Raw genomic sequence first — 17,675 nt, 5'->3', positions numbered from 1 at the left:
GATTAACGAATTGTTTCAACGGTGTCGGCGGGCGGCGGGCCGGGTTAAGTTGGCGTTCAGGGGGCGCCGATGACCGTGTTAGACCGTCTGGCCGACGTGCTGCGATCCGGGCTGGGCGCCGGGCGGGTGATCAGCGACCGGCAGGAGCTGCGCACCTACGAGTGTGACGGCCTGGCCCATTACAAGGTCACCCCCGGCCTGGTGGTGCTGCCCCGCGACGCCGGCGAGTGCGCCCGCACGGTCCGGGCCTGCGTCGAGGCGAACGTGCCGTTCGTGGCGCGCGGCTCCGGCACCGGGCTGTCCGGCGGCGCCCTGCCGCACGCGGACGGGGTGCTGATCGTGACGTCGAAGATGCGCGCCATCGTCGAGGTCGCTCCGGACGACGAGCGCGCGGTGGTCGAGCCCGGCGTGATCAACCTGCACGTCACCCACGCCGCGACCCCGGCCGGTTACTACTACGCCCCCGACCCGTCCAGCCAGCAGATCTGCTCGATCGGCGGCAACGTCGCGGAGAACTCCGGCGGCGCGCACTGCCTCAAGTACGGCTTCACCGCCAACCACGTGACCGGGGCGCAGGTCGTCACGCCCGCCGGCGACCTCGTCGAGCTGGGCGGCCGGGCGCCCGACGCACCCGGCTACGACCTGCTCGGCGCGTTCGTCGGCTCGGAGGGCACGCTGGGCATCGCGACCCGGGTGACCGTACGCCTGACCCGGCTGCCGGAGTCCGTGCGTACGCTGCTCGCCGCCTTCGCGACCACCGACCAGGCCGGCGCGGCCACCTCGGCGATCATCGCCGCCGGGGTCGTCCCGGCGGCGGTCGAGATGATGGACGCGCTCGCCATCGAGGCCGCGGAGGCGGCCGTGGCCTGCGGCTACCCGGCCGGGGCCGGCGCCGTGCTGATCGTCGAGCTGGACGGGCCGCAGGCCGAGGTGGAGGCGCAGTTCGCGCAGGTCACCGCGCTGTGCGAGGGCAACGGCGCGTTCGAGCTGCGGATCGCGGCCGACCCGGCGCAGCGGGCGCTGTTCTGGAAGGGGCGCAAGTCGGCGTTCGCCGCGGTCGGCCGGATCAGCCCGGACTACATCGTGCAGGACGGCGTCATCCCGCGGACGGCGCTGCCGGAGGTGCTGCACCGCATCGACGAGGTCTCCCGCGCGCACGGCGTGCGGGTCGCGAACGTCTTCCACGCCGGCGACGGCAACCTGCACCCGCTCGTGCTCTTCGACGACGGCGTGCCCGGGCAGGCCGAGCGCGCCGAGGAGGTGTCCGGCGCGATCATCGACCTGTGCATCGAGTACGGCGGCTCGATCACCGGCGAGCACGGCGTCGGCATGGACAAGGCGAAGTACATGCCGCGGATGTTCACCGCCGACGACCTCGAGACCATGCAGCTGCTGCGCTGCGCGTTCGACCCCGCCGGGCTGGCCAACCCCGGCAAGATCTTCCCGACGCCCCGGCTCTGCGGCGAGGTGCCCCGGCGGCACAAGGCGGACGAGCCCCGCCCGGCGGAGCTCTTCTGATGGCGCTCTGGACGGCGGCGACCGAGGCCGACACCGTCGGCGGGGTGCCGGCCCGGTTCGTCGCGGCGCCGGCCGACACCGCCGAGGCCGCCGAGGTGCTGCGGGCCGCCGCCGCCGCCGATCTCGCGGTCGTGGTGCGCGGCGGCGGCAGCAAGCTGGACTGGGGCATGCCGCCGCGGCGCCTCGACCTGATCGTGGACACCCGCAACCTGACCGGCGTGGTCGAGCACGCCGCCGGGGACCTGATCGTCGTCGTCCGGGCCGGCACACCCCTCGCCGGGCTCGGCCTGGGCGATCAGCAGCTCGCCCTGGACCCGGTCCGGCCGGGCGCGACCGTCGGCGGCACGGTCGCGGCGAACACCAGCGGGCCGCGGCGCCTGGGCTACGGCACCGTCCGCGACCTGCTGATCGGCATCACGGTGGTCCGGCCCGGCGGGATGGTCGCGCGGGCGGGCGGCAAGGTCGTGAAGAACGTCGCCGGGTACGACCTCGGCAAGCTCTTCACCGGCTCGTACGGCACGCTCGGGCTGATCACCGAGTGCGCGTTCCGGCTGCACCCGCGCCCGGCCGCGCACGCGCTGGTGGTCCGCACCGCGCCGGCGGAGCAGATCGGCGCGCTGCTGGCCGCCGTCCGCGCCGAGCAGGTCGTGCCGGCGGCGGTCGAGCTCGACGCGCCCGCCGAGGGCCCGGTGACGCTCGCGGTGCTGGTCGAGGGCACCCCAGCCGGGGTGCTGGACCGGGCGGCAACCCTCGAGAAGGCGCTCGGCGGGCAGGCTACCGACGAGTTCCCGCCGTGGTGGGGCGCGTACCCGTGGACCGAGGCCGGGATGAAGCTGACCGCGCCGCTGTCGCGGGTGCCGGACCTGCTCTCCCAGGGCGTCGCACTGCGCGGCTCGGCCGGCACCGGCGTCCTGTACGCCGACGTGCCGGTCGACGACGCGCCGGCCGTCGTCGAGCGGCTGCGGGCCGCGGCGATCCGCGCCGGCGGCCACGGCGTGGTGCTCACCGCCCCGCCGGGGGTGCGCGAGCGGGTCGACATGTGGGGCCCGGTGCCGGGGCTGGAGCTGATGCGCCGGGTGAAGGACCAGTTCGATCCGGGACATCTGTTCGCACCGGGCCGTTTCGTGGGAGGAATCTGATGGTGGACGCGCCGCGCGACGTGCTGGGGCCGGTCGCCGGCGAGCCGGCCTTCGACGACCATCGCCCGCCCCGGCGCGACCTGGTCAGCGACTGCGTGCACTGCGGCTTCTGCCTGACCACCTGCCCGACGTACGTGCTGTGGGGCGAGGAGGCGGACTCGCCGCGCGGCCGGATCCACCTGATGAAGCAGGGGCTGGACGGCGAGCCGATGACCGACTCGATGGTCCGGCACGTCGACGCCTGCCTGGGCTGCATGGCCTGCGTGACGGCCTGCCCGTCGGGGGTGCGCTACGACTCTCTGATCGAGGACACCCGGGCCCAGGTGGAGCGGCGGCATCCCCGCAAGGGCCGGGACCGGGCGCTGCGGGAGGCGATCTTCGCGCTGTTCCCGTACCCGCGCAGGTTGCGACTGCTGCGGGGACCGCTGCGCGCGTACCAGATCAGCGGGTTGCAGCGGCTCGTCGCGCGCAGCGGCCTGCTGGCCCGCCTCGCGCCGACGTTGGCCACCCTGGACTCCCTGGCGCCGCGGCTGCGGCGGGTGCCGAGGCCGCCGGGCCGGGTGCCGGCCCGCGGGCCGCGCCGCGCGGTCGTGGGGATGCTGACCGGCTGCGTGCAGGACGCGTTCTTCCCGGACGTGAACGCGGCGACGATCCGGGTGCTGGCGGCCGAGGGCTGCGACGTGGTGATCCCGCCCGGGCAGGGCTGCTGCGGCGCGCTGAGCGTCCACAACGGGCGCGAGGAACAGGCGCGGGGCTTCGCCCGCGCGCTGATCGACCGCTTCGAGCGGGCCGGCGTCGACTTCGTGGTCGTCAACGCGGCGGGCTGCGGCTCGTCGATGAAGGAGTACGCGGAGCTGCTGCGCGACGACCCGTACGCCGAGCGGGCGGCCGCCTTCGCGGCGAAGGTCCGTGACCTGTCGGAGCTGCTGGCCGGGCTGGGCCCGGCGGCGCGACGGCACCCGTTGCCGCTGACCGTGGCGTACCACGACGCCTGCCACCTCGCGCACGCCCAGGGCGTACGGGCGCAGCCCCGCGCGCTGCTGGCCGGCATTCCCGGCCTGGAGGTCCGCGAGATCGCGGACCCGGAGATCTGCTGCGGCTCGGCGGGCGTCTGGAACATCCTGAACCCGGGTCCGGCCGCCGAGCTCGGCGACCGCAAGGCGAGCAACGTGCTGGCCACCGGCGCGAGTTTGCTGGTGACCGCGAACCCGGGCTGCCTGATGCAGGTGGCCGCCGCGGTACGGCGCCAGGGCGGCGCGATCGCGCTGGCGCACACCGCCCAGGTGCTGGACGCGTCGATCCGCGGCCTGCCGCCGTCGGCGCTGCTCACGCCGGCCGGATAGGTAGCGGGCGGGCCCGCGCCGGTACACCCCACCGCGTACCGTGCGGGCCCACCCGCCCGCGGGCGCCGGCGGCCGGCGGACGTCTGCCCAGCTCTCGCCCGCCGCCGCGCCCGCCGATCAGGGCTGGCGGATGGTCGGCCTCGGCGGGGTCGACATGTTCGCGCCGATGAAGAAGCTCGGGTGCGGCGGCTGGTTGTAGGCCGTGTTCTGCCAGGCCAGCGCCATCCGGTACTGGGAGTCCTGGAGCAGCGTGGTGATCCGGCGGTCGGTCGGGGTCGGCGTCGCGTAGATGCGCAGCGCGGTGTTGCCGGTGGTCGGCCAGATCACCTCCTCGCGCCAGTCGCCCCACAGGTCGCCCGACAGCGACGGCGTCGACTTGGTGCCGTTGTTCGAGTGCACGTCCGCGGCGGTCAGCAGCCGGGTGTCCGACGACGTGCCGTACTTGTCGACGTGGTTGCCGTCCAGCAGCTCGCGGACCGGGTCGTCGTCCCACCAGGCCAGGAAGTTCGTCGAGCCGGGCTTGCGGCTGGTCACGACCGCGCCGGAGGGCCCGCGCACGCCGTCGGCCGCCGAGGACCAGGACTCCGCGCCGGCGCTGCCGGACCAGACGTCGGCCGACACCCCGCGGCCGTTGTCGCCGCTCGCCGGCGTCGACCAGATCACCTGGCCGGTACGGGCGTCGGCGAACCACGACGACGGCTTGCTGGCGTCCTCGTCGACCTTGAACACCTCGAGGCCGGCGCGGGACGGGTTCAGGTCGCCGACGTGCAGGGCGTCGCCGTGGCCGTGGCCGGTGTTCCAGAGCTTGGCGCCGTTGTCGTCGATGGCGAGCGAGCCGTAGATGATCTCGTCCCGGCCGTCGCCGTCCGCGTCCGCGACCGAGAGCTGGTGGTTGCCCTGCCCGGCGGTGCCGGAGTTGGTGGAGCTGTTGCTGTCGAAGGTCCAGCGCCGGGTGAGCGTCCCGTTGCGGAAGTCCCAGGCGACGACCACGCTGCGGGTGTAGTAGCCGCGGGCCATGATCAGGCTGGGCCGGGCGCCGTCGAGGTAGGCGGTGCCGGCCAGGAAGCGGTCGACCCGGTTGCCGTACGAGTCGCCCCAGGACGAGACGGTGCCGCGCGGCGGCACGTAGTCGACGGTGGACAGGGCGGCGCCGGTGCGGCCGTCGAACATCGTCAGGAACTCGGGGCCGGTGAGGATGTAGCCGCTGGAGTTGCGGTAGTCGGCGCTCGAGTCGCCGATCACCTGGCCGGTGCCGGAGACAGTCGCGTCGGCGGTCTTCATGGCCACCTCGGCGTCGCCGTCGCCGTCGTAGTCGTACGCCTGGAACTGGGTGTAGTGCGCTCCCGCCCGGATGTTGCGGCCCAGGTTGATCCGCCACAGCCGCGCGCCGCTGAGCTCGTAGGCGTCGACGTAGACCGGGTCGGTGACGCCGGACTGCGAGTTGTCCTTGGAGTTCAGCGGGTCCCACTTGAGGATGATCTCCAGCTGCCCGTCGCCGTCGAGGTCGGCGACGCTCGCGTCGTTGGCCGCGTACGCGGAGCTGTTGGGGTTCTGGATCGGCACGTCGAGGTAGCCGGCGGCGAAGTTCAGCGACCCGGCGGAGGCGGCCTGCTCGACGCCGCCGACGACGGCCCGCACCGTGTACGCGGACCCGGCCGCCGCGCCGGAGTCGAGGTAGTTGGTCGACGCGGTGACCGGCGTGGCGTTCACCTTGGTCGAGCCGCGGTAGACGTTGAAGCCGACGTCGGCAGGGTCGGCGGCGAGCCAGCGCCAGCTGACCAGGTTGCCGCTGCCGGAGCGCACGCTGATCAGCCCCCGGTCGAGCCGCTCCATCTGCCGCCCGGTGCCGGACGGCGGCGAGGTGGTCGGCGGTGTCGTCGGGGGTGTCGTCGGCGGCGTGGTCGGTGGTGTCGTCGGCGGCGAGGTGGTCGGCGCGGTGGTCGGGGTGGTGGCGCCGGTGCAGGCCACGCCGTTCAGGGTGAACGCCGTCGGGTCGGTGTTGGCGCCGGTGGTCGCTCCGTTGAAGCCGAACGACGTGGACGCGTTGGTGGCGAGCACGGAGTTGTAGCCGGCGTCCCGGACGCTCACCGAGGAGCCGGACTGGGTGACGACCCCGTTCCAGAGCTGGGTCACCGTCTGGCCCGAGGGGAAGGTCCAGCCCAGGGTCCAGCCGTTCACCGGATCGCCGAGATTGGTGATCTCGACGGACGCGCCGAAGCCGCCCTGCCAGGTGTTGGTGACGGCGTAGGCGACCCGGCAGCCGGCGGCCGCCTGCGCGTCAACGACCGTCAGCAGCGCGGCGCCGAGCGCCACGACGCCGAGCCCGGCGATCTTTGCGATGGCCGCCATGGGTGATCTCCTCACAGTGATACGTATCAATTGGGAGCGCTCCCAAGAGTGCCGCCACGAAATAGTTACGTCAAGACCCCGAAATTATTCGGCAATTAACCTTGGTGAATGTTTCGACTGTTGCTGGGAGCGCTCCCATGCAATGATGCGGTCGATCCCCTTTCGCGGTTCAGGTACCTGAGGTGAGGCGATGTCCCCCAGAAAACTGCTCGCCTGCGTGGCCGCCACCGCGGCCGCGCTCGCCGGAATCGGCCTGCTGGCCGCGCCGGCCTCCGCCGCGGTCGGCTGCCGCGTCGCGTACACCGTCACCAGCCAATGGCCGGGCGGCTTCGGCGCTTCCGTCGCGATCACCAACCTCGGCGACCCGCTGAACGGCTGGACGCTGTCCTTCGCGTTCCCCTCCGGCCAGACGGTCACCCAGCTCTGGAACGGCACGGTCAGCCAGTCCGGCGCGGCGGTGTCGGTGCGCGACGCCGGCTACAACGCCGCCGTGGCCACCGGCGCGACCACGTCGTTCGGCTTCAACGGCGCGTGGACCGGCAGCAACGGCGTGCCGGCGTCCTTCGCCGTCAACGGCGTGACCTGCACCGGCGGCGTCACCACTCCCCCGACCACGCCGAGCACCACGCCACCCACCACCCCGGGCACCACGCCCCCGCCGACCGGCGGGACGGTCCGGGTGATGCCGCTGGGCGACTCGATCACCGGCTCGCCGGGCTGCTGGCGCGCGCTGCTCTGGCAGCGGCTGCAGCAGGCCGGGCTGACCCGGGTCGACTTCGTCGGCACGCTGCCCGCGCAGGGCTGCGGCTTCACCTACGACGGCGAGAACGAGGGCCACGGCGGCTTCCTGGCCACCAACGTCGCCGACCAGAACCTGCTGCCGGGCTGGCTCGCGGCCACCGACCCGGACGTGGTGATGATGCACTTCGGGACGAACGACGTGTGGAACAACCGCTCGCCCGCCACCATCCTGGCGGCGTTCACCAAGCTGGTCGGGCAGATGCGCGCGTCGAACCCGGCGATGAAGATCCTGGTCGCCCAGATCCTGCCGATGGCGCCGAGCAACTGCGCGGACTGCGGCCAGCGGGTGATCAACTTCAACGCGGCGATCCCGGCCTGGGCCGCGTCGACCAGCACGGCGGCCTCCCCGGTCACCGTCGTCGACCAGTGGACCGGCTTCAACACGGCGACCGACACCCCGGACGGCGTACACCCGAACGACAGCGGCAACCAGAAGATCTCGAACCGCTGGTACCCGGCCCTGAGCGCGGCGGTCTCCTGACCGCGGCCTGCTGAAGCGGCGGCCCCGGACCTCGTGGTCCGGGGCCGCGGCGCGTCAGCTGCCCGGCACCGCCAGCTCGCCGAGCTCCGACCAGTCGTCCTGGTCGACCGCCTGGCTGACGATCTTCGGCGTCGCGACCAGGTGCGCGGGCAGGTCCCGCTGCGCCTGCTTGAAGTGCGCCGACCCGACGTGCGCCGCGCCCGCCGCGCCGTCGCGGAACGCCTCGACCAGGACGTACTCGTCCGGGTTGTCGACGCCGCGAAACCAGTCGAACCACAGGCAGCCCGGCTCGGCGCGGGTCGCGGCCGTGAAGGCGCCGGCGATCTCCGGCCACCGGTCGGCGTCCCCCGACTTGATCAGGAATTTCGCGGTAATAAAGATCATCGCAGCGCCTCTCCGTTCTGCACGAACTGCTAAATCGACTCAGCGGGAACGTCCGTCCTGTCACCTTTGCACGGCCGCCGCGCCACGGGCAGTTTCTCCAGCGGTCGCGCACCTCCGGGTTATCTGGCAATGTCGACATCAGGGCTGTGAAGTGGGCCACAATCTGCCACCAGTCTGCCCGAACGGAGGATCGATGATGATTCAACGACGGTGGACCTCGATCATCGGCGTCCTTGCGCTGCTGACCCCGGTCGCGGCCTGCTCCAACGCCCCTGAGGGCACGGTGGTCAACCTCTACGGCGGCGCGAGCGGGCTCGGATTCGACAAGATCATTGACGACTGCAACCGGCAGGCGGCCGGCCGCTACACCATCGTGGGCAACCTGTTGCCCAGCGACGCCGACGGCCAGCGCGACCAGTTCGTGCGCCGGCTCGCCGCCAAGGACGACGGCATGGACCTGCTCGGCATGGACGTGACCTGGACCGCCGAGTTCGCCGAGGCCAAGTGGATCCGGGAGCTGACGGGTGACCAGAAGGCGCAGGCGACCAAGGACACCCTCCAGCCGCCGATCGACACCGCGACCTGGAAGGACAAGCTCTACGGCGTACCGCGCACGACCAACGTCCAGCTGCTGTGGTACCGCAAGTCGCTGGTGCCGACCCCGCCCAAGACGATCGACGAGATGATTTCGATGGCCCAGCAGCTCAAGGCGCAGGGCAAGCCCTACGAGATCGGCTTCACCGCGGCCCAGTACGAGGGTTACGTGGTCAACGTCAACAACCTGATCACCGCGTACGGCGGAACGCTGGTCAACGAGGACAGCTCGGCGCCCACCATCGACGACAAGACCGTGCAGGCGCTCACCCTGCTGCACAAGCTCTCCACCTCGGGCGTCACCAGCGCGTCGCTGTCCAACGCGCAGGAGCCCGAGGTCTTCGCCGACCTGCAGGCCGGCCGGTCCGCGTTCTCGCTCAACTGGCCCTACGTGCTGAGCTCCATGCGCGAGGCGAACCCGGAGCTGGTCGACGACCTCGGCTACGCGCCGTACCCGTCGGTGGACGGCAGCCCGCCGAAGGTGACGCTGGGCGGGATGAACTACGCCATCAGCACCTACAGCAAGCACCCGGAGGAGTCCTTCGAGGCCGCGATGTGCATGCGCAACGAGAAGAACGCGCTCAGCGCCGCCCTCGACGGCGGCGACGTGCCGGCCCTGGCCACCGTGTTCGAGCTGCCGGAGTTCAAGAAGGCGTACCCGATGGCCGACGTCATGATGACCGAGCTGGAGGCCGCCGTGCCGCGGCCGGTCTCGCCGGTGTACCAGAACATCTCGACGCTCGTGTCGACCACCCTCTCGCCACCGCAGAGCATCAAACCGCAGGAGGCGGCCGACAAGCTGCGCGACTCCATCCAGGACGCGATCGACGGCAAGGGGATCGTGCCATGACCATCACCCCGACCACGGCCGCGGTGGCGGCCGAGGACCAGTTCGAAGACGGCACCCTCCAGATCGCCCGCCAGCGCCACACCGATGCCAAGCGGGCCGAACGCAAGCTGGGCCTGATGCTGGTCGCGCCGGCCGTGGTGATCATGACCGCGGTGGCCGCCTATCCGATCCTGTACGCGTTCTGGCTCTCGCTGAACAAGGCGGACCTGCGCCGGCCGGACGCCAACGAGTTCATCTGGTTCGACAACTACATCACCGTGCTCTCCAGCCCCATCTGGTGGACCGCGTTCGGTGTCACCATGCTGCTCACGGTGGTCGGCGCGACCCTCGAGCTGGCGCTGGGGATGCTGCTGGCGATCGTCATGCACCGCACGATCGTGGGGCGCGGGCTCGTGCGCACCTCGGCACTGGTGCCGTACGCGATCGTGACCGTGGTCGCGGCCTTCTCCTGGCGCTTCGCCTGGACCCAGGGCATCGGCTGGCTCGCGAGTGGGGATTCGGCGCCGCTGACCGAGTTCTGGCCGTCGATCGGGATCATCATCCTGGCCGAGGTCTGGAAGACGGTTCCGTTCATGGCCCTGCTGCTGATGGCCGGCCTGGCCCTGGTGCCCGAGGACCTGCTCAAGGCCGCCTCGATGGACGGCGCGAACGCGTGGAAGCGGTTCTGGCTGGTGACCGTGCCGCTGATCAAGCCGGCCATCCTGGTGGCGCTGCTGTTCCGCACCCTGGACGCGTTCCGGGTGTTCGACAACATCTTCGTGCTCACCAGCGGGTCGAACAAGACCAGCTCGGTGTCGATGGTGGCCTACAGCAACCTGATCCGGGGTCTGAACCTCGGCATCGGATCGGCGATGTCGGTGCTGATCTTCCTCACCGTCGGGATCATCGCCTTCCTGTTCATCAAGCTCTTCGGGGCGGCGGCGCCCGGATCCGACGCAGGGAGGCGGTAGTCATGCAGCCCGAGACCACCAACCGCAAGCTGATGTGGTGGGGCGTCAACGCGATCGTCCTGCTGTACGCGTTCGTTCCGGTGATCTGGATCGTCTCGCTGTCGTTGAAGGACGACGCGACACTCAACGACGGGAAGTACCTCCCCACCTCGCCGAGCGACGACAGCTACACCCTGATCTTCAACAACCAGGACTTCCTCAGGGCGCTGTTCAACTCGATCGGCATCTGCATCATCGCCACCGCGATCGCCATCGCGTTCGGGACGATGGCCGCGTACGCCATCGCCCGCCTCCAGTTCCCCGGCAAGATGCTGATCGTGGCGGCGGCGCTGCTCGTCTCGATGTTCCCGCAGATCGCACTGGTCACGCCGCTGTTCAAGATCGAGACCTCGATCGGGCTGTTCGACACCTGGGCCGGCCTGATCATCCCGTACGTCGCCTTCGCGCTCCCACTCGCGATCTACACGCTGTCGGCGTTCTTCCGGGAGATCCCCTGGGACCTGGAGAAGGCGGCGAAGATGGACGGCGCGACGCCGTACCAGGCGTTCCGCCAAGTGATCACCCCGCTGGCCATGCCCGGCATCTTCACCACCGCCATCCTGGTCTTCATCTCGTGCTGGAACGACTTCCTGTTCGCACTCTCGCTCACCTCGACCTCGAACGCGCGGACCGTGCCCGCGGCGATGAGTTACTTCACCGGGGCCACCACGTTCGAGAAACCGACCGGACCGATCGCGGCCGCCGCCGTGGTCATCACCATCCCCATCGTGATCTTCGTGCTGGTGTTCCAGCGGCGGATCGTCGCGGGGCTGACCTCGGGCGCCGTCAAGGGCTGACCCCTACCGAAGGAGCTGACATGGCCGAGATCGTGCTGGAACATGTGGTCAAGCGCTACCCCGACGGTGCCCTGGCGGTCGACGACTTCAATCTCGAGATCGCCGACGGCGAGTTCATCATCCTGGTCGGCCCGTCCGGCTGCGGGAAGTCGACCACCCTGAACATGGTGGCGGGGCTGGAGGACATCACCGCGGGCAAGCTGATCATTGACGGCCAGGTGGTGAACGACAAGGCGCCCAAGGACCGCGACATCGCCATGGTGTTCCAGTCCTACGCGCTCTACCCGCACATGACGGTCGGCGAGAACATGGGCTTCCCGCTCCGGCTCGCCGGCATGGACAAGGAGACGATCAAGAAGAAAGTTGCGCACGCGGCCGAGATGCTGGAGCTGAGCCAGCACCTGGACCGCAAGCCCGCCAACCTCTCCGGCGGGCAGCGCCAGCGGGTCGCGATGGGCCGGGCCATCGTCCGGTCGCCGAAGGCGTTCCTGATGGACGAGCCGCTGTCGAACCTGGACGCCAAGCTGCGGGTGCAGATGCGCACCCAGATCGCCCGGATCCAGAAGAACCTCGCCACGACGACCCTCTACGTGACGCACGACCAGACCGAGGCGATGACCCTCGGCGACCGCGTGGTGGTCATGCGCGGCGGAATCGTCCAGCAGGTCGGCGCGCCGGCACACCTGTACGCCCACCCGGCCAACCTGTTCGTGGCGGGCTTCATCGGCAGCCCGTCGATGAACTTCTTCCCGGGCCGGCTGCGCGGGGACACCGTGGTGACCGCCCTCGGCGAGGCGAAGCTGCCGGACCAGGTGCGCCAGGCGCTGGGCGGCGGCGAGCAGGGCGAGCGCGAGGTCATCGTCGGCATCCGCCCGGAGCACTTCGAGGACGCCGCCCTGGTCGGCGACAAGCCGGGCGCCACGTTCGACGCGCCGGTCGACATCGTGGAGGCGATGGGGTCGGACGTCTACGCGTACTTCACCATCCAGGGCGAGGGCGCGCACTCCAAGGACCTCGACGACCTGGCCAAGGACACCGGCAACGAGCTGCACAGCGGCGGGGTCGACGTGACCGCACGCCTGGACGCCTCGGCCGACGTCCGGCGCGGCCAGACGGCACGCATCTGGTACGACGTCGCGAAGATCCAGGTCTTCGACGTGGAGACCGGCAGGAACCTGATCGCGGCGGCCGACTGAGTCCTCGTTTGCGAAGATGGTCGGCGGACGAGAGTCCGCCGACATCGAGGGGGCTGCCACGGCCAGGGAGAGCGGGCGCAAGCTCATCGCGTCCAACAAGAAGGCGCGGCACGACTACGCGGTCCTGAAGACCTACGAGGCCGGCCTCGTGCTGGCCGGCACCGAGGTGAAGTCGCTGCGCGCGGGCTACGCGTCGATCGTGGACGCGTTCGCGCAGGAGCACGAGGGCGAGCTCATGCTCTACAACCTGCACATCGCGGAGTACGGCTTCGGGTCGTGGACCAACCACGCGCCGCGGCGCACCCGCAAGCTCCTGCTGCACCGGGTGGAGATCGCCCGGATCCTCGACAAGCTGCGCGAGCCCGGCAACGCCCTGGTCCCGCTGTCGCTGTACTTCAACGACGGCTGGCCCAAGGTTGATGTTTGTAAACCAGCCTACGATTGCCTTAAACGAGCCAGGAGTAAGGCCTACCGCCCTAAGCAGTAGCCTGCCCAACCCCTGACCTTGCATAACACGGCCTGAATCGATTACCTCTCCGTCAAGCTGGGGCCTGACCTAGCCTGATGTTCATGGAGTACGGAGACCCCTGGCGGCGGTTGACGACCGCGTGGAGCCTGCCCGACCTAGAGTCCGCTCGTGCCTGTCGTGACGCCATCCTCGACAAGCTGACCAGAATCGAGAAAATCCACCTCCACTGGCCTCATGATGACGTTGAGGACTACACGCTCATAGCCACCCTCTTGGTCGAGGGAACCGACATCCTGGTTGATTCCGCCGACGAGGGAGGCATCAAGGAGATCGTGACAGCCCACGGCGGCGAGTGGGCTTTCACGGAGATGGGCGGCTACCCGTTCAAGGGACCGGACGAGGACGAGGACCCGGTCTTCGTACCGGATGACTCCTACACTCGGTCTGAAACCACCGCACGGGTCAAGTTCGTGAACGCTTTCGCCGGGATGGACACGGCCAGGGCCGACCAGCCCAAGTCCCCCTAGGACCCGGCGCCGATCGGCCCTGTCGCTTGACCTCAGGCCCTATTCCTGAGGCTTCTCGATGGCCTTCACCCTGACCTCGTCCACATCCCCAAACCGCATGTGAACCGCTGCCGCCCAAGCTCGGCGGCCTGCCACCTCTGGACCCTGGAAGGTCGGCACCTCGAACACAGCATCGCCCTTCGGGGTGGAGAGCGTCACGAGGTACTGCTCCAGGTCAGCCATCGTTGGCGGCCAGCATCCGTTTGACCTCAGCGATGGTCTTGGGCTCCCAGTTGAGATCGCGCTCGACACGGAAGATGCCACCCGCCCGGACGCTCTCCAGCTCGTTGAGGGAGAAGTAGCCCAGCTCAGCGTTCTGTGGGTCAGCCGAGTTGTGGGCGTAGCCGAAGCAGTCCCGTGACTCGTGGTCGTACTCCGTGGCGAACCAGGACCAGCCAGTACCGGGCAAGAAGAACTTGGCGTAGACGACCGCGTTCGCACCCAGCTTCTCCTGGGCGTAGATCTTGGGCATCTTCACCTCAAGCGAGTAGGGCATGAGGTCCCACGCCTCCGATGCCGGCCTCACTTGGACTCGCCCTCGGCCTTCGCGATCATCTCTTTGACTGCCTCGATGAACGCGCTCTTCGTGGGGTGCTTCTTCTTGCGGTCCTCGGGGTGAGCCGCGAACCAAGTAGCGGCCACGCCGTGGTAGTCCGTGGCCGAGAGCGGGTGGGACTTCGCCGCGAGCGGCTGCCTCACGAACATGCTCTTGGCCTGGACGAGGAACACCAGCGCCTGCTTGGCCTGCGACACCGTGACCTCGATGCCGCCGATCTCCAGCTTCGGACCCTCGTCCTTCTTCTGCTCCTCGACCTTCTTGACCGCCGCGGTTGCCTGGGCTGCCGTCTCGGTGGGCTCGGGTGCTTCGGCCCAAGCCTGCTCACGGTGGACTGCTCGGTTGTTCCGAGCTGCTGACTTCCTCGGCGTCGTTGCTGGCTTGATCGGCGTGACGTTGGCGGGCTTCTCCTCGGTGACCGGCTTCTGCTGAGCTGCCTTCGCTGGCGTCATCTTCTGAGGGGTGGTGGGCATCTCTTCTCTCCTTGTTCGGTTCACGGGTGGGTAGGGCTTGGGCGACGGCGGCTTCTTATCCGCCCATTTCTCGCGCTGTTCGGGCGTCATGTAATCGAGATTCAGCCAGTGGTAGATGTTCTCCTCGGTGCCATCATCGAGTTGCCGCTTGTTGTCCTTGTCGAACAACCCGTTCTGACTGAGCCTGTAGCCCATTCCGATAGCTCGCTTGCGCTGAACCACGTTGAGGGACATTGGGCCTGTACTGAACATGAGCATTGCGCCACGCATCTTTGGAGTGCAGCTCCAGATATCGATGTGCACATAGTCGTTCTCGGACAGGAACAGCGAACCCTGCGCAATCTTCGGACCCATGCGATCCCAATCCACCGATGGCGGAAGGGTGATGCCGGGCTTCCAAAGGTCGCCTGCGAGTTCGCCATCTTCGGTGACCACCAGCACGTCGAGGTCACCAACGACCTCAGCGTTTCTGCGATAGCTGCCCATCAAATGCCACTCGATATCCGTTGGCAGTTCGGCCGTGAGGAGTTCTACGAAGGGCAGCATCTCTGCTCTGAGTCTGCGCAGTTTCGGCAGTCTCCAGCTGGTCATGCCAAGCCGTAATGGATGAGCCAGGATGGGTGACCGTGAGGGCACCAGCCATCGGGCTCGACCTGGCAACCGTCCGTGGCATCGCACACGGAGTCGAAGACCCAGTGTTCAATCATTTCTTCCGAAGGCTCATCTTCGGTTGGTTCGGGCCAGCTAGTAGGGCGTTTCATTTAGCAGCCTCCTTTCCTGACCGCATTAAATGCCAGCAGTTCATGGAGGTAAACCCGAAGCGGTATTGCATTGTTAGCCCGAATAGCTAGAGTCCGCTAAGTGCTGATAGCAATCCGATACGTGTAGCCCGAGCCGACCCTTAGAGATCACAGACACGAAGAAAGCCCCCGACCCGATTAGGGCCGAGGGCTCTCTGTTTTGCTTGGGCGATCAGGCGACCTTGGAGTTGATCCCGGTCTTCCACACCTGCATGAACTTCTTTGCGTCGATCTCGAAGATCTCCGACCGACGATTGGTGTAGGCAAGCGTGCCATCCGCAGCAATCGTGAGGTGAGCCGTTCCGATGCGGCGGGTGCCGACCTTAACGTACACGCCCGGCTCCAGCTTCAGGTCAGTGGTGATCTCGACCAGCTCGACAGTAGCAACAGCGGCGGTCTTGCGGGTGCGGGTGGTGGTAGCCATTAGGTGCTCCTTGTTCCAGTTGACCGGGCATTTCCTCGGTGCTGAAACAAATTTATGCTTGGAGCCCGCTAGGCGAATCATGGTGATAGCCATCTAAGAATGCCCGCGAGTTACTTGTCTACGAGGAGGAGCCTGCTACAACCTCCGGCAAAGGAAATGCCGCTCTCAAACGACTGCGTGGACAGGACCATTGAGAGCGGCGGAGGGCAGCCTACCTTACTCCCCCTAAGGATCTCCCAGATGATGGCTGGAGGTTGCTGTCAGCGGCTTTGCTCTAGCTTCTGGACCCGGGTGACCAAGCCCTTGAGCGCTGACTGCTTGGCCCGACCCGCTGTGATAGTCACCTGCTCGATCCCAGTGCCGTCCAGGGTGATCTGGATGTTCAGCACCCGGAGTTCCTCAGTGAGCTGTAGCCGGCCCTCGTGGCAGGAGACCGTGACCACGTCCCCGAGCCAGATGTGCTCCGGTCCGCCCCACATACCCGCATCGAGCGTGAAGTCGATGGTGCCGTTCTTGCTGTTCAGATCCTTGAACGCGGCCTGAGCCGCGGCATCCACCATGACCTGGTTCGGGAGAGTGGTGTCCGACAGCCTGACGTCCCAGCGCCCCTCAGGAGCGGTGGCGAGATTGGGCGCCGTGACGAAGGACTGCACGGGGTCCTGGCCGTCGAAGCGCACGGCGTTAGAGAAGGCGTCCCTGGTTCTACGGACGCTGCTCACCGATCCGCCGTAGTCGAGCGTGGCTCCGATGCTCTTGCCCATGCCGGGCACGTACAAGCTGGCTTCGCGGGTGACGGGATCGATGTAGAAGTCCGCGTTCTGCGTGACCTTCTTGATCGCGCTCCATGCCGACTCGCCGTCATCGAAGATGACCTCGAACGGGACAACCCCGCTAGCAGGGACGCCGTTCAGGCCGGGCCAGTAATCGCGGGTGATCCCGTAGTCGTGGCCAACCTGTCCCTGCACGTGATGGAGAACGGCCCAGACGATGTCCTCCAGCGGATCTTCCTCGAAGGTCAGACCGTTGGTCTCCCCCTCGATCGTGAAGCCAGAGCCGGCCGTCGGTGTGATGCTCCAGGCGGGGTCAACGGTCAGGACTGTGGTCGTGTTGGAGAGGATCACGCGCTCCTGGCCTGCCCCGGTACCCGACGTGATCCGCACCCGGTACTGATTCCACAGGTTGGTCGTCCAGGCGGGGTTCTTGTTGGCGCTGGTGTCCGTCAGCGTGGTCGCCGTCGCGGAGGTGACAGACCCAACGTAGGTAGTCGAGTCCCCCACGATGTGCATGTAGTCGAGAAGGCCGCGCCAATCGGTTGACTCGCAGGAGAGCTTCATCGCTGCCGGGTCCGGCGGCAGCTCGTCAACGGCCTTGACCAGCCGGCCGATGTAGAGGACGTCTGCGTTGCGTCTCCAGACCACCTCCGAGATCCACTCTTCGATGAGGGCAGCATCGGGGTGCTGGCCGGGCAACGTGAAGGACACCGTGGAGGGCTCAAGCAGGTTGAGGTTCAGAATCGCACCGGAGATCCCGGAGAACTCCTTCTCTGTGCTTGTCAACGCCGGATCGCGCGACCAGTCTCTGATGCTCACGCGATGCTGGGCCTGGCTGTAGCGCTCGTTGTACCTGATGCTTGCCGGGAACTCGATCTGCTCTACAGCGCCACCATCAGCCAGAACATTTGAATCAACCAACTGGGCAACGGTGGAGAAGATAGAAAAGGACTCAGTACCAGTGCCCGGGTCATTTACTGCGAACTGCTTCTGACTGAAGTTCACTTCTTCGGTAGAAGTGAAAGAGTCTACGTCAGATAGGAGTACACCCGTCAGCACACTTTGGTTCTGAGTGAATACGCCAGTATCAGACGACGATACCAAAGTAGAAAATACGTTCACAGCATCGAAGACAGCAGCAGTAGGACGAGCGGATCCGTTTACATACAAACGGAC

17 protein-coding genes are annotated in these 17,675 nt (G+C 68.1%); 10 read left to right on the top strand and 7 right to left on the bottom strand.

Annotated features, from left to right (window positions below):
- Positions 1-69 precede the first annotated feature (69 nt).
- Genes ACIBSW_RS34695 through ACIBSW_RS34685 form a run of 3 tightly spaced genes read left to right on the top strand, consistent with a single transcriptional unit; the run spans position 70 to position 4,000 of the window.
- Positions 70-1,518: an FAD-linked oxidase C-terminal domain-containing protein gene (locus tag ACIBSW_RS34695; RefSeq protein WP_354730436.1), complete on the top strand. Its 1,449-nt coding sequence runs from the start codon at positions 70-72 to the stop codon at positions 1,516-1,518.
- The gene (locus ACIBSW_RS34690; protein WP_354730438.1) at positions 1,518-2,657 is read left to right on the top strand and encodes an FAD-binding protein; all 1,140 of its coding nucleotides are present in this window, start codon (positions 1,518-1,520) and stop codon (positions 2,655-2,657) included. Before ACIBSW_RS34695 ends, ACIBSW_RS34690 begins: the two co-directional genes overlap by 1 nt.
- A complete protein-coding gene (locus tag ACIBSW_RS34685) occupies positions 2,657-4,000 on the top strand; it encodes a heterodisulfide reductase-related iron-sulfur binding cluster (protein WP_354730440.1) in 1,344 nt (447 codons plus the stop codon). The genes ACIBSW_RS34690 and ACIBSW_RS34685 overlap by 1 nt, the downstream gene beginning before the upstream one ends.
- A gap of 117 nt (positions 4,001-4,117) precedes the next feature.
- Here ACIBSW_RS34685 and ACIBSW_RS34680 read toward each other — a convergent pair whose 3' ends face one another.
- Complete coding sequence (locus tag ACIBSW_RS34680) at positions 4,118-6,349, bottom strand: cellulose binding domain-containing protein (RefSeq protein ID WP_354730442.1); 2,232 nt, start codon at positions 6,347-6,349, stop codon at positions 4,118-4,120.
- Between the two features lie 190 nt (positions 6,350-6,539).
- On the opposite strand from ACIBSW_RS34680, the gene ACIBSW_RS34675 reads away from it, so the two are divergent.
- On the top strand, positions 6,540-7,631 hold the full coding sequence (locus ACIBSW_RS34675) for a cellulose binding domain-containing protein (protein WP_354730444.1): 1,092 nt from the start codon (positions 6,540-6,542) through the stop codon (positions 7,629-7,631).
- 54 nt (positions 7,632-7,685) lie between these two features.
- On the opposite strand, the gene ACIBSW_RS34670 is transcribed toward ACIBSW_RS34675, so the two are convergent.
- Positions 7,686-8,015, bottom strand: a complete 330-nt coding sequence (locus ACIBSW_RS34670) for a putative quinol monooxygenase (RefSeq protein WP_354721727.1) — start codon at positions 8,013-8,015, stop codon at positions 7,686-7,688.
- A 193-nt stretch (positions 8,016-8,208) separates the two neighbouring features.
- Here ACIBSW_RS34670 and ACIBSW_RS34665 point away from each other — a divergent pair, with 193 nt between their 5' ends.
- The 6 genes from ACIBSW_RS34665 to ACIBSW_RS34640 all read left to right on the top strand — a co-directional run bounded on the left by ACIBSW_RS34665 (position 8,209) and on the right by ACIBSW_RS34640 (position 13,437).
- Entirely contained in the window at positions 8,209-9,459 is a 1,251-nt protein-coding gene (locus ACIBSW_RS34665; RefSeq protein ID WP_354721726.1) for an ABC transporter substrate-binding protein, read from the top strand.
- 116 nt (positions 9,460-9,575) lie between these two features.
- On the top strand, positions 9,576-10,409 hold the full coding sequence (locus ACIBSW_RS34660; protein WP_354721729.1) for a sugar ABC transporter permease: 834 nt from the start codon (positions 9,576-9,578) through the stop codon (positions 10,407-10,409).
- A 2-nt stretch (positions 10,410-10,411) separates the two neighbouring features.
- Entirely contained in the window at positions 10,412-11,245 is an 834-nt protein-coding gene (locus tag ACIBSW_RS34655; RefSeq protein ID WP_354721725.1) for a carbohydrate ABC transporter permease, read from the top strand.
- A 20-nt stretch (positions 11,246-11,265) separates the two neighbouring features.
- Entirely contained in the window at positions 11,266-12,441 is a 1,176-nt protein-coding gene (locus ACIBSW_RS34650) for a sn-glycerol-3-phosphate ABC transporter ATP-binding protein UgpC (RefSeq protein ID WP_354721724.1), read from the top strand.
- A 16-nt stretch (positions 12,442-12,457) separates the two neighbouring features.
- Positions 12,458-12,928 (top strand): SsrA-binding protein SmpB, encoded by a 471-nt coding sequence (smpB, locus tag ACIBSW_RS34645; protein ID WP_354721723.1) that lies wholly within the window; start codon positions 12,458-12,460, stop codon positions 12,926-12,928.
- Positions 12,929-13,011: 83 nt separating this feature from the next.
- A complete protein-coding gene (locus ACIBSW_RS34640) occupies positions 13,012-13,437 on the top strand; it encodes a hypothetical protein (protein WP_354721722.1) in 426 nt (141 codons plus the stop codon).
- 39 nt (positions 13,438-13,476) lie between these two features.
- On the opposite strand, the gene ACIBSW_RS34635 is transcribed toward ACIBSW_RS34640, so the two are convergent.
- The 5 genes from ACIBSW_RS34635 to ACIBSW_RS34615 all read right to left on the bottom strand — a co-directional run bounded on the left by ACIBSW_RS34635 (position 13,477) and on the right by ACIBSW_RS34615 (position 17,504).
- Positions 13,477-13,659 (bottom strand): hypothetical protein, encoded by a 183-nt coding sequence (locus ACIBSW_RS34635; RefSeq protein ID WP_354721721.1) that lies wholly within the window; start codon positions 13,657-13,659, stop codon positions 13,477-13,479.
- Positions 13,652-13,972 (bottom strand): DUF2958 domain-containing protein, encoded by a 321-nt coding sequence (locus ACIBSW_RS34630; protein ID WP_404799546.1) that lies wholly within the window; start codon positions 13,970-13,972, stop codon positions 13,652-13,654. Before ACIBSW_RS34630 ends, ACIBSW_RS34635 begins: the two co-directional genes overlap by 8 nt.
- Positions 13,973-13,998: 26 nt before the next feature.
- Positions 13,999-15,051 carry a hypothetical protein gene (locus ACIBSW_RS34625; protein ID WP_354721719.1) on the bottom strand — a complete coding sequence of 351 codons (1,053 nt, stop codon included), beginning with the start codon at positions 15,049-15,051 and terminating at the stop codon, positions 13,999-14,001.
- 426 nt (positions 15,052-15,477) lie between these two features.
- Positions 15,478-15,729 carry a hypothetical protein gene (locus ACIBSW_RS34620; protein ID WP_354721718.1) on the bottom strand — a complete coding sequence of 84 codons (252 nt, stop codon included), beginning with the start codon at positions 15,727-15,729 and terminating at the stop codon, positions 15,478-15,480.
- 260 nt (positions 15,730-15,989) lie between these two features.
- A complete protein-coding gene (locus ACIBSW_RS34615) occupies positions 15,990-17,504 on the bottom strand; it encodes a hypothetical protein (protein WP_354721717.1) in 1,515 nt (504 codons plus the stop codon).
- Between the last annotated feature and the right edge of the window lie 171 nt (positions 17,505-17,675).

Origin of the sequence: Actinoplanes sp. NPDC049668, from assembly GCF_044465445.1 — a bacterium.
In the GTDB taxonomy this organism is placed as follows: Bacteria; Actinomycetota; Actinomycetes; order Mycobacteriales; family Micromonosporaceae; genus Actinoplanes.
The sequence above is the reverse complement of the archived record's forward strand: the minus strand, read 5'-3'. Positions and strand labels throughout refer to the sequence as shown.